8 protein-coding genes and 1 tRNA gene are annotated in these 11,574 nt (G+C 67.6%); 4 read left to right on the forward strand and 5 right to left on the reverse strand.

What is annotated here, in order from left to right:
• Positions 1 to 339: 339 nt before the first annotated feature.
• The gene (locus tag RND78_RS03590; RefSeq protein ID WP_312726145.1) at positions 340 to 4,365 is read left to right on the forward strand and encodes a bifunctional nitrate reductase/sulfite reductase flavoprotein subunit alpha; all 4,026 of its coding nucleotides are present in this window, start codon (positions 340 to 342) and stop codon (positions 4,363 to 4,365) included.
• 28 nt (positions 4,366 to 4,393) lie between these two features.
• On the opposite strand, the gene RND78_RS03595 is transcribed toward RND78_RS03590, so the two are convergent.
• On the reverse strand, positions 4,394 to 5,314 hold the full coding sequence (locus tag RND78_RS03595; RefSeq protein ID WP_312726147.1) for a LysR substrate-binding domain-containing protein: 921 nt from the start codon (positions 5,312 to 5,314) through the stop codon (positions 4,394 to 4,396).
• 136 nt (positions 5,315 to 5,450) lie between these two features.
• Between RND78_RS03595 and RND78_RS03600 the strand changes: the two genes are divergently transcribed.
• The 3 genes from RND78_RS03600 (at position 5,451) to RND78_RS03610 (ending at position 8,051) form a co-directional block, all read left to right on the forward strand.
• A complete protein-coding gene (locus tag RND78_RS03600) occupies positions 5,451 to 6,356 on the forward strand; it encodes a TauD/TfdA family dioxygenase (protein ID WP_312726148.1) in 906 nt (301 codons plus the stop codon).
• A complete protein-coding gene (locus RND78_RS03605) occupies positions 6,353 to 6,946 on the forward strand; it encodes a LysE family translocator (protein ID WP_312726150.1) in 594 nt (197 codons plus the stop codon). The genes RND78_RS03600 and RND78_RS03605 overlap by 4 nt, the downstream gene beginning before the upstream one ends.
• A 205-nt stretch (positions 6,947 to 7,151) precedes the next feature.
• Positions 7,152 to 8,051, forward strand: coding sequence for a LysR family transcriptional regulator (locus RND78_RS03610; RefSeq protein ID WP_312726151.1), 900 nt, complete (start codon positions 7,152 to 7,154; stop codon positions 8,049 to 8,051).
• On the opposite strand, the gene RND78_RS03615 is transcribed toward RND78_RS03610, so the two are convergent.
• From RND78_RS03615 to RND78_RS03630, 4 genes are all read right to left on the reverse strand, one after another.
• A complete protein-coding gene (locus RND78_RS03615; protein ID WP_312726152.1) occupies positions 8,019 to 9,053 on the reverse strand; it encodes a carbon-nitrogen hydrolase family protein in 1,035 nt (344 codons plus the stop codon). The two genes, RND78_RS03610 and RND78_RS03615, sit on opposite strands and share 33 nt — an antisense overlap.
• Positions 9,054 to 9,107: 54 nt before the next feature.
• A complete protein-coding gene (locus RND78_RS03620) occupies positions 9,108 to 10,952 on the reverse strand; it encodes a cation acetate symporter (protein ID WP_312726153.1) in 1,845 nt (614 codons plus the stop codon).
• Positions 10,949 to 11,272: a DUF485 domain-containing protein gene (locus RND78_RS03625; protein ID WP_312726154.1), complete on the reverse strand. Its 324-nt coding sequence runs from the start codon at positions 11,270 to 11,272 to the stop codon at positions 10,949 to 10,951. The genes RND78_RS03620 and RND78_RS03625 overlap by 4 nt, the downstream gene beginning before the upstream one ends.
• A gap of 199 nt (positions 11,273 to 11,471) precedes the next feature.
• A tRNA-Sec gene (locus tag RND78_RS03630) sits at positions 11,472 to 11,567 on the reverse strand.
• Between the last annotated feature and the right edge of the window lie 7 nt (positions 11,568 to 11,574).

Here is an 11,574-nt window from a genome sequence, read left to right on the forward strand (position 1 = left end):
AGCCACTGTAGGCAAGGAAATGCCGCGCAAGGCCTGGCCGCCAGGTGGAACCAGAACGGTGCAGGACCGGGCCCGCCTGCCCCGTCGCGGCGCACCTGACAGGCAGTGGGCGAGCCCCTCGCCCGCGTCGTCCAGCCCGGGCGAAGCCAGGACTGAAGCGCTTCCTACCGCCCGCCGAAGCGAACTGGCGCGGGCCTTGCTAAATCTCGCCCAGGGGTTGGTCAACGCTGATCGCTCCCTTTCACGACAAAGGCGCCGTGTTCGCTTCCCGCCAAGGGAGAGCGACCGGCGCCTTTTTGCTTTCCGTGCCTTTGCTTTCGGTATCAGGGGACCCTTGCCATGACCACCACCCACCTCAAGAGCGTCTGCCCCTATTGCGGCGTCGGCTGCGGGATCGTCATGCAGGTGGAAGATGGCCGGGTCACCAAGGTCAGCGGCGATCGCGACCACCCCGCCAATCGCGGCCGCCTCTGCACCAAGGGCAGCACCAGCCACCAGGCGCTGGTGGACAGTGGCCGCATGGAGCACGCCTATATCAGGGGCGACCGCTCCCACGAACCGGTGCAGACCGGCATGGACCAGGCCATCGCCGCCACCGCCGAGCGGTTGCGCGCCATCCTCGAGCGCGATGGGCCCGACGCCATCGCCTTCTATGTGTCGGGGCAAATGTCGCTGGAGGCCCAATACCTGGCGAGCAAGCTGGCGCGCGGCTGCATCGGCACCAACCAGCTCGAATCCAACTCCCGGCTGTGCATGGCCAGCGCCGGCACCGGCTACAAGCTGTCCCTCGGTGCCGACGGTCCGCCCGGTTCCTACGACGACTTCGACCGCGCCGACCTCTTCCTGGTCAGCGGCGCCAACATGGCCGACTGCCACCCCATCCTCTTCCTGCGCCTGCTGGACAGGGTCAAGAGCGGCGCCAAGCTGATCGTCATCGATCCGCGGCGCACCGCCACCGCCGAGAAGGCCGATCTGTTCCTGCAACTACGGGCGGGCACCGATCTGCTGCTGCTCAACGGCCTGCTGCATCTGCTGCACGCCGAGGGCTATGTCGACGAAGCCTTCATCGCCGCACACACCGAGGGGTGGGCGGCCATGCCCGCCTTTCTCGCCGACTACCCCCCGGCGCGCGTCGCCGCGGAGACCGGCCTGGTCGAGGCGGACATCCGTACCGCCGCGCGCTGGATCGGCGAAGCCGGCGAATGGACCAGCCTCTGGACCATGGGGCTGAACCAGAGCACCCACGGCACCTGGAGCACCAACGCCCTGTGCAACCTACACCTGGCCACCGGCAAGATCTGCCGGCCGGGCAGCGGCCCCTTCTCCCTCACCGGCCAGCCGAACGCCATGGGCGGACGCGAGATGGGCTACATGGGCCCCGGCCTGCCCGGCCAGCGCAGCGTGCTGTCCGCCGCCGACCGCGCCTTCGTCGAGCAAGCCTGGGGCGTGCCGGAAGGCACCCTGCACACCCGCCTGGGCCAGGGCACCGTCGCCCTGTTCGAGGATCTGGCCGCCGGCACCGTCAAGGCCTGCTGGATCATCTGCACCAACCCGGTGGCCAGTGTGGCCAATCGTGCCAGCGTCATCCGCGGGCTCCAGGCCGCCGAGCTGGTGATCACCCAGGATGCCTTCCTCGATACCGAGACCAACAGGTACGCCGACATCCTCTTGCCCGGCGCCCTCTGGGCCGAGGCGGATGGCGTGCTGATCAACTCCGAGCGCAACCTGACCCTGGCGCCCCAGGCCGTCAATCCGCCCGGCGAGGCCCGTGCCGACTGGCGGATCATCGCCGACGTCGCCTGTGCCATGGGTTATGGCGAGCACTTCGCCTACAGCTCGGCCGCCGAGGTGTTCGAGGAAATCAAGCAATTCCACAATCCGCAGACCGGCTACGACATCCGCGGCGCCAGCCATGCCCGCCTGCGCGAGACCCCGCTGCAATGGCCCTGTCCCTGCGTGGAAAGCACCCCGCGCCAACCGATCCGCTACCGCAACGACGGCCGCAGCCAGACCCTGCGCCTGGACGAATCCGGCGAGCCGACCGTGCTCAATTTCGCCACCGCCAGCGGCAAGGCGCAGTTCTTCGCCCGCCCCCACCTGGACCCGGCGGAATTGCCCGATGCCGACTACCCCTTCGTGCTCAACACCGGTCGCCTGCAGCACCAGTGGCATACCCTGACCAAGACCGGCAAGATCGCCACCCTCAATCGCCTCAATCCGGCCCCCTTCGTCGAAGTGCATCCCCAGGACGCCCAGGCGCTGGGCCTCACGGATGGCGACCGCCTGGAAATCACCTCCCGCCGCGGTCGCGCCGTGCTGCCGGTGACCCTCAGCGACCGCGTGCAACCTGGCAACTGTTTCGCCCCCTTCCACTGGGCCGACGTGTATGGCCAGGACCTGGCCATCAACGCCGTCACCAGCGATGCCATCGACCCACTCTCCCAGCAGCCGGAACTCAAGGTCTGCGCCGTACGCCTGACCCGTGTCGCCACCATCCCGCACCACCAGCTCCCCACCGACGAACCCGCCCTGGAGGCGTCTCGCATGCCCGCCCTCGACCGCCTGGGCGAGCTCACGGGCGCGACGACCGCCGTGCGACCCCAGCTCAGCGCCACCGAGCGCACCTACCTGGCCGGTTTCCTGGACGGCCTGCGCGACGGTGGTATCCAGGGTGTGCCCTGCCTGCCCGCCCAGGCACCCCTGGCCGCCGACACCCGCCTCTGGCTCGATGGCCTGCTCGCCGGACTGTTCAGTCGCCTGCCACAAACCCCGATTGAAACCCTGGCACCTGCCAAGCCGGCCGACCTGGTGGTGCTCTGGGCCTCCCAGACCGGCAGCGCCGAAGCCCTGGCCGAACGCTGCGCCACGCGGCTGCGCGAAGCGGGGCTGGCGGTGGAACTGCACGATATGGCCACCTACGCCGTGGAGCGCCTGGCCGGAACGCGCCGCGCCCTGCTGGTCAGCAGCACCTTTGGCGACGGCGAGGCGCCGGACAATGGCCAGAGTTTCTGGCAAGGCCTCAGCCGCCTCGACACCTCGCTCGCCAACCTGGACTACGCCGTCCTGGCCCTGGGCGACTCCACCTACGATCAATTCTGCGGCCATGGCCAGCGCCTCGACGCCCGCCTGGCCGAACTTGGCGCCCGTCGCCTGTGCGCCCGGCTCGAGTGCGACGCCGACGGCCACGACCGCGCCGACGCCTGGCTGACCGGGCTGCACAGGCAACTGGCACCCACCGCGACCAGCTCCCCGGCTGCCAGCACCGCCACGCCAGCTCGCCCTGCCGCGCGGCCGGCGCGGCTGGTGATCAACCAGAGACTCAACAGCGCCGGCTCCAACAAGGAAGTCAGGCTGTTCGGCTTCGAAAGCGAACACCCCCTGGACTACCAGGCCGGCGACGCCCTCAGCGTCCGGGCGCGCAACTGCCCCGAGTTGGTGGAGGAAATCCTGACCCTGGCCGGACTCGACGGAGAGCAATCCGTTAGCGTGCCCAAGGTCGGCGAGCTGCCCTTGCGCCAGGCGCTGGCCGAGCACTACGAGATCGCCCGGCCCAGCCACGAAACCCTGGCCCTGGTGGCCGAACGCAGCGGCCACGCCGACTGCCGTGCCCTGCTGGCCGCCCGCGACGAACTCAAGGCCTGGCTCTGGGGCCGGCAACTGGCCGACGTCCTGGCCAGCTTCCCCGCTCGCCTCGACGGCGAGGAACTGCTCGCCAGCCTCAAGCGCCTGCAGCCGCGCCTCTATTCCATCGCCTCCAGCCCGCTGGCCCATGCCGGCCAGGTGCACCTCACCGTGTCGGCGGTACGCTACGGCGCGCGCAAGGGCGTGGCCTCCACCTTCCTCGCCGACCGCCTGCAGGACGCTACCACCGACGTCCATATCCAGCCGTCGCGCCACTTCCGCCTGCCGGAACAGGGCGACGTGCCGCTGATCATGATCGGCCCCGGCACTGGCATCGCGCCCTTCCGCGGCTTTCTCCACGAACGCCGCGCCCGTGGCGACAACGGCCGCAACTGGCTGTTCTTCGGCGAACAGCACGCCGCCCACGACTTCTACTACCGCGACGAGCTGGAGGCCTTCCAGCACGACGGCACCCTGGACGAACTCAGTCTGGCCTTCTCTCGCGACCAGGCCGAGAAGATCTATGTCCAGGATCGGCTACGCGAACGCGGCGCCGAGGTCTGGCGCTGGCTGCAGGACGGTGCCCGCGTCTATATCTGCGGCGATGCCAGCCGCATGGCCAAGGACGTTGACCAGGCCCTGCGCCAGGTGGTGGCGACCCACGGCCAGCTCGGCGACGAAGCCGCCGCCGAATACCTGCGTGTGATGAGCGAGCAGAAGCGCTATCTGAAGGATGTGTATTGAGTGGGGCTTGCCGGCCTGAGCCAGCCGCTCACTCGATGAAGGTCAGCCCCTGCTGCACCGGTAGGACGGGCGCCACCATACGCAGATGCTCGCGCAACCCGGCGAGGGCATCATGGGCTTCGCTGCGCCGGGGCCAGACCAGGTAGTAGCTCAGGCCCGAGCGCACCACAGCGCGATTGGCGAACACCAGTTGCCCGCTGGCGATCTGCTCCTGGACCAGCGACAGATCGCCAATCGCCACGCCATAGCCCTGGACTGCAGCCGAAATCCCCGCATCCAGGGTTTCGAATCGCTTGCCCGCGTGCCAGTTCACCTCGGCCAGCCGGCCGATCCTATCCAGCCAGAGGCGCCAGTCGCGGCAGTCGTGGGACGCATGCAACAGGCCGTCGCCGCTGAAGATCGGGTCCCTGCCATCGCAGGCGCTTTGATAGCGCGGCGCGCAGACCGGCACCAGCCACTCATCGAACAGCCGGACGCAGTCGCAATCGCCGGGGAATTCGCCGTCGGCCAGCAGCACCGCGCAGTCATAGGGCTCGGTGCGGAAATCGACGAAATCGATGTCCATCCACACGCTGGTCAGCTGCACGCGATTCTCCCCCGTCGCCACCCGATGCGCCTCGATGGCACCCATCAGCCAGCGCATCGTCAGGGTGGAGGGTGCCTTCAGCCGTAGGCAGCCGCGACCGCTGCGCACCAGATCGCAGACGCCCTGCATGTCGGCGAAGGCCGAGCTCAGGTCCTTCGCCAGGATCAGCCCGGTCGGCGTCAGCTTGAGGTTGGGCCCCTTGCGCTCGAACAGCAGGCAGCCCAGGTCCTGCTCCAGGGTCTTGATATGGCGACTGATCGCACTCTGGGTGATGTTCAATTCCTTCGCCGCACGGGTGAAGGAGAGTTGCCGGGACGCACTGTCGAAAGCACGCAACGCATAGAGCGGCGGAAGGCGGGACATCCCTGGTCCTCGATGATGAGTCTGAATCATCCTTTCTCCGAGTTTTATCCGTTTTTTCCGCTGCGTCCAGCACCGGATGATGGCCGTCCTTGACGCCCCGGAGCGTCATGACTGCCAAAGCTCATCGAGACACAGCATGTATTTGGGATCAGTCTCCTTCGACGCCCTGCTGGACCAGGCCATCCGTCATGGCGAGCTCTCGGCCGCTGCCATCGCCGACCTGCTGCATTTCCGCCTCTTCGGTAATCCCCAGGGCTTCCTGCTGCTGCCGGATCAGGATATCGGCGACGTCCCGCCCACGCCCGCGGACCGGGCCAACCTCGCCAAGCCGGACTACCGCAGCGAGCTCCTGCTGTTGCAGGCCACGGCTCTGCTGGGTGATCCCGTCGGCTATCCACAGGAGAGCGACGGCAGCCTGATCAACAACTTCTTTCCCCAGGCCGCCAAGGCCCGGCAGCCCTCTTCGGACAGCTTCGACACCGAACTCGAACTGCATACCGAGAATGCCTTCCACGAGGTACCGCCGGACTTCCTCGCGCTGCTCTGCCTGAGAGGCGCACCCCAGGACGACGCCGTTACCTACATCGCCTCGGTGGACCGGATGCTCGAGGTGATAGACGCCGACACCACCGACCTGCTGTTCCAGGAACCCTTCAACTTCCTCTCCGACTACTGCCTGCACGAGAAGAACTGTCGGATCGACCTGGGCCGGCACCGCCCGATCCTCTATGGCCAACCCACCAGGCCCTACCTGAGGTTCGACCCGCACTTCATGCTCGCCCGCTCGGCACGGATGCAGCGGCTGATCGAGGAAATCAAGGAAATCGCCTGGAGCGTCGCCCAGCCGGTACGGCTCGCCGCCGGAGACTTGCTGATCATCGACAATCGCCGCGCGGTCCACGCCCGCAGCGCCTTCCAGGCGCAGTTCGATGGCCAGGACCGCTGGATCCAGCGTACCTTCGCTATCTGCCACCAACGGCAGTTGATCGGCGAGACGGGTGAATCCTCGCGGATCATCGGTCTGAGACCGCCAGGGCCATGAGCGAGTACCTCGGCTTCGCCATCACGGTGTTCCTGCTGATCTCCTCGCCAGGCCCCATCGTCGCCCTGGTCGTCGCCGACGGGCGCCATGCCTTTCCCTGGTGGACCATCCTGGGCGGCCTGCTCTCCGCCCAGGTCCTGCTGGTACTGGCCCTGACCCTGATCCACCTGGCCATCGGCATCAGCCCCACACTGTTGTTGGCCGGCCAGATCCTCGGCGGTCTCTATCTGCTCTGGCTGGGCGTGCGGCTGTTCCAGGCGCCGGCCGACGATTCACCGGGCGCCCGGCGTGGCAGCTTCGGCCGCGCGCTGCTGGTGGGTCTCTCCAATCCCAAGGACATCCTCTTCCTGGTGGCCTTCCTGCCGGCGTTCATCTCCCTGCAGGCGCCGCTCGCCCAGCAGGCCCCGCTGCTGCTGGCGATCTGGGCCGCCATCGACCTGCTGGTGCTGCTCGCCTATGGCCATTTGGCAGGACAGATGCGCCGGCTGGCTCGCCTGGGTCGGCTCACCCACCACCTACCCAGCGTCGCCCTCTGCCTGATCGGCCTGGCATCAGTCGGTGTGGGGCTGCGTGCCCTTTCTTTGAGCTAGGTCCGCGTACATCGGCGCTCAAGACAGGCGCCAGATGACCTCGTCCTTCAAGGTAGCCCGGATGGCCCCCTACCCAGCCAGCGCTGCTGGATCGCAGACCTGGAAGATCAAATCGGCTAGGTCTTGATTAGCCATCTAGGCCCCCTTGGCCGGCGACCGCAACACTGCCAAGCTGGACTCGACCGCCACCACCGATCCTGACCCCATGCTCACCAAACACCTGAACTGGGACGACCTGCGCATCTTTCTCGAACTGGCTCGCGCCGGTAGCCTGGCCCGGGCGGCCAAGCGCTTGAAGATCGACCAATCAACCGTCAGCCGGCGCCTGGCGCACCTGGAACAGGCCCTTGGCGCCAGCCTGTTCGAGCGCACGCCCAAGGGCCTACAGCTCAACACCCTGGGTCACCAGGTACTGGCCGCCACCGATCCGATGGACAGCGCCTATGCCGCCGCGCTGGCGAGCCTCGGCGGCCAGGCACGGGAGGCTGCCGGGCCGGTGCGCATCGGCACCATGGAAGGCATCGCCTCGCTCTATCTCACCCAGCACCTGCCACGCTTCAGCCAGAGCCATCCGCGCATCACCCTGGAACTGGTCACCTCCACCCAGCAACTGCACGTCACCCGTCGTGAAGCCGACATATTCCTGAGCTTCTTCCAACCCAGCGGCAGTGGCCTGGACGTGGAGCACCTGGGCCGCTTCGCCCTGCACCTCTATGCCTCGCCCACCTACCTGGCCCGCCTGGGCGAGCCGCGCACGGTGGCGGAACTGGGTGCCCACGAGTTCGTTGGCTACATCGATGATCTGGTGCAGATCGAGGCGGTCCGCTGGCTGGAAGAGGCCGTCCCCGAGGCCCAGACGGTATTCCAGTCCAGCAGCATGCTGGCGCAGATGTTCGCCGCGGCGGCCGGGAGCGGCCTGGTGCTGTTGCCCGAATTCGCCGGCGCCGGGCGCTTTGGCTTGCAGCGCCTGCTCGCCCAGGAGGTGGAGGTGCGCCGCGACCTCTGGCTGAGCGTGCACCACGACCTGCGCTACGCGCCGCGCATCAAGGCCGTGGTGGGCTTTCTCCAGCAGCTATTCGCCAACGATCCGCTCTACGCCTATTGAGGGCCAGGGACTCGGCGCGCCGCTCTCGTCCTGCCAGCGCACCGGTTGGTGCCGACGGCGCTCCACTTGCAGGTCGAAGATGTCGAAGCGGTTGTAGTAGCCGACCACGTCATGGAATTGCTTGGGCTCGATGCAACGATTGAGGTCGAGATCGGCGTAGAGGATGCCTTCCTCGTTTTGCAGCATCCCGCCGATCTGGCTGCCGGTGGGATCGAGGAACAGCGTCGCGCCGCGCGGCGTTTCATCGAGGATCGGCGCCACCGCTGGATCGCGGGCCAAGAGGAATTCGCGCATGCCCGCATCCAGGTAGCCGGCGCAGAGGATACCGAAGGCCTTGGCCTCGAACGAATGGGCGCCCGCGCGGATGCGATTGGCCGCCACGTTGTCGAAGTTGCCGCCGCCCGCCGGTGGGCGCGTCGGCCACAGCGCCGGCCAGCAGGAGATATGCAGCTGCTCACCCTGGGCCATCAAGGCATAGCGCGCCAGGGGATTGGTGTTTTCCCCGCAGATCAGGGCGCCGATCCGGCCGATGCGGGTATCGGCTACCCGCAGGCCGGCGCCATCGCCGGCGGCCCATACCAGTTTCTCGTAGAAGGTCGGCACCAGCTTGCGGTGGTGCACCAGTACGTCCCCCTCGTCGCCGATCAATAGATTGCTGTTCCAGACACAGCCCGCGCTCACCTCGCTGCGCTCGCTGAAACCCAGGGAGACGAACACCCCGCGACGCTTGGCCTCGGCGCGGATCGCGGCCAGCTCAGGCCCGGCGGGATAGAGGCTGTTGTGCACCATGGCCTCGAACAGATCATGGTTGAGCAGGGGCGACCACAGCGCCGCCCAGATGGGAAAGGCTGGGATGTAGGATTCGGGAAAGACCACCAGGTCGGCGCCGTTGGCCGCGGCCTCGCGGATCAGGTCGATGGCCTTGGCGGTGGTGGCGGTTTTATCCAGGAATACCGGCGCGACGTGGCACGCCGCCGCCTTGAGCGATGCAAGAGAGGTCATGGCAGAGCCCTTCTACGGAGGAATGGACCGGGCGACACGCGTCGCCCGGCAGCGTCAGTGGGCGACCGGGCTGTCGATGCCCAGGCCGGTGTGCTGGCGCACCTGCATCTCGGCCCAGCGCCCTTCGCTGAGCGGATCACGGCGCAGGAGTGACACCAGGATCACCAGCAGGAAACCCAGCGGAATGGAGATCAACCCCGGATTGCGCAGGCTGATCAGCGGCTGGGCCAGGCCCACCAGACTGGTCGCATCCGGGGCGATGCCCGCCACGGTCTGCCGGGCCTGGGTCTGGCTGGCTTCCAGGGCGGCGCGTTCGGCACCGACCGGCAAGGCATCCAGCCGCTGTTGCAGTTGAACCACGCGCTGCTCCGCGGCCACCCGCACGGCCTGGGGATAGGTCATGTTCGGCGAGACCAACACCAGGACCACCGCCGCGAGGGTGCCGCCGATCACGCCGGCCAACACTCCGGCGGTGGTGCAGCGCCGCCAGTAGAGGGTCAGCAACAGCGCCGGCAAATTGGCCGAGGCCGCCACCGCATAGGCCAACCCCACCAGATGGGCGACGTTCTGCCCCTTGGCCAGGATGCTCAGCACGATGGCGAGCAGGCCCACCGCCACAGTGGCCAACCGAGCGGCCACCAGTTGCTCGCGCTCGCTGACCTGGCCACCGCGCACGGCCCCTACGTAGATGTCGTGGGCCAGCGCCGAGGCTGCGGCCAGGGCCAGCCCGGCCACCACCGCGACGATGGTGGCGAAGGCCACGGCGGCGACGAAGGCCAGCAGGAAGTTGCCCAGCAGACTCTCGGCGCCACCGCCAAGGAATTGCGCCAGCAGGGGCGCGGCCAGGTTGCCGCCCTTGTCGAAGCCGGCGATGGTCGCCGAGCCGACGTAATAGGCGGCGGCGAAGCCGATACCGATGATGAATAGATGGCAGACGCCGATGGCCAGCATCGCCCAGAGCACCGAGCTACGCGCCCGCTCGGCATCGCTCACGGTAAAGAATCTCATCAGCACGTGGGGCATGGCGGCAGTCCCCAGCACCAGGGCCAGACCCAGCGAAAATTGCTCCACGGGATTCTTCAGGTAGAGGCCCGGCTCGAAGAAGGCGCGCGTGCCCTCCTGCCCCGGTACTAGGCCTCCCAGGTAGCTGCGTAGCGCCGGGTCGGCGGCCAGGGTGCCAAGAAAGGTGGGGATGCGAAAGCCGAACGGTGCCCAGGCCAGGGCCACCAACAGGAAGCAAGTGGAGATCAGCAAGACCGCCTTGATCAACTGCACCCAGGTGGTCGCCAGCATGCCGCCGAAGAACACGTAGATCAGCATCAGCGTTCCGACCAGCACCACGGACCACTCGAAAGGCACCCCGATCAACGCCTTGATGATCACCGCACCGCCCACCACCTGGGGGATCAGGTAACAGATGGCCACCACCACGCTGGACAGCGCCCCGGCGCTCTTGGCCGCCCGGAAACCGTTGCGAAAGGCCAGCACGTCACCCAGGGTATAGCGCCCCAGGTTGCGACAGGGCTCGGCCACCAGCAACAGCACCGGGACGAAGCCAACGAAGAAGCCCACCACATAGAGGATGCCGTCGAAGCCATAGAGAGCGATCAACCCCGAGACGCCGAGGAAGGCCGCCGCGGACAGGTAGTCCCCGGCGATGGCCAGGCCGTTCTGCCGGCCGCTGATCCCGCCGCCGGCGGTATAGAAGGCGCTCGCCGAACGATTCTGGCGCGCCGCCCAGGCGGTGACCAGTAGCGTCAGCAACAGGATGGCGCCGAAGACGCTGAAGGTCAGGGTGCGATAGTCGGCGCTTACCACGGCGTCGGCAGCCGAGGCCGAAGGTGCCAGTGCCCAGAGCGCCAACAGCACCACCCCGGCGCCAAGGGGATGACGACTCATGGTGCCACCTCCGGCAGATAACGCTGGCGGACTGTCTGCAAGCGGGCGTCGAGGGTGCGGGTACCGCGCAGGTAGGCCAGCGCCAGCAGGCCGCCCACGGGATACTGCGACAGTGCGAAGACCAGGCCGACATTCAGCTCGCCCACCAGGCTGTGCTGGAACAACGGCTTGAGCAGCGAGGCGCCCAGCGGCAAGGCGAAGTAGTACAAGGCCGCGATCACCAGGAGCGCCGTGACCAGTCGCGCCTTGGCACGCGTGGTAGCGACGAACTCCGTGTCACGGCTGATGAGTTCCCAGGGGATAGCGGAAGGGGTGGACATGATCCGTACTCCAGACGACGAAGGACGGCAGGGGGTAAGGGTCGCGAGCGACCAGACCACGATGGCGTTTGCAAACGCTCTAGGGCAGGACAACGTCCCCAGCATAAGGCCAATGGCCAGCCGGCCTGAGCGGTAATCGCGAAACGCCCCTTGCAGATTTGCAAGGGGCAGCGCGGGCCAGGGCGGCCCATGCCAGAAGTGGCGGAAGGCAGTGGGAGTCGAACCCACCCGGGAACGGCTGCCGTCCCCAACCGGGTTTGAAGCCCGGCCACGCCACCGGGCGTGATTGCCTTCCTCTGTCA

This window comes from Pseudomonas oryzihabitans (assembly GCF_032027545.1).
Taxonomy (GTDB): domain Bacteria; phylum Pseudomonadota; class Gammaproteobacteria; order Pseudomonadales; family Pseudomonadaceae; genus Chryseomonas; species Chryseomonas oryzihabitans_F.

Coding starts and splice junctions, on each gene's coding strand:
- RND78_RS03590 (WP_312726145.1), top strand. CDS start 340: ATGACCACCACCCACCTCAAGAGCGTCTGCCCCTATTGCGGCGTCGGC.
- RND78_RS03595 (WP_312726147.1), bottom strand. CDS start 5,314: ATGTCCCGCCTTCCGCCGCTCTATGCGTTGCGTGCTTTCGACAGTGCG.
- RND78_RS03600 (WP_312726148.1), top strand. CDS start 5,451: ATGTATTTGGGATCAGTCTCCTTCGACGCCCTGCTGGACCAGGCCATC.
- RND78_RS03605 (WP_312726150.1), top strand. CDS start 6,353: ATGAGCGAGTACCTCGGCTTCGCCATCACGGTGTTCCTGCTGATCTCC.
- RND78_RS03610 (WP_312726151.1), top strand. CDS start 7,152: ATGCTCACCAAACACCTGAACTGGGACGACCTGCGCATCTTTCTCGAA.
- RND78_RS03615 (WP_312726152.1), bottom strand. CDS start 9,053: ATGACCTCTCTTGCATCGCTCAAGGCGGCGGCGTGCCACGTCGCGCCG.
- RND78_RS03620 (WP_312726153.1), bottom strand. CDS start 10,952: ATGAGTCGTCATCCCCTTGGCGCCGGGGTGGTGCTGTTGGCGCTCTGG.
- RND78_RS03625 (WP_312726154.1), bottom strand. CDS start 11,272: ATGTCCACCCCTTCCGCTATCCCCTGGGAACTCATCAGCCGTGACACG.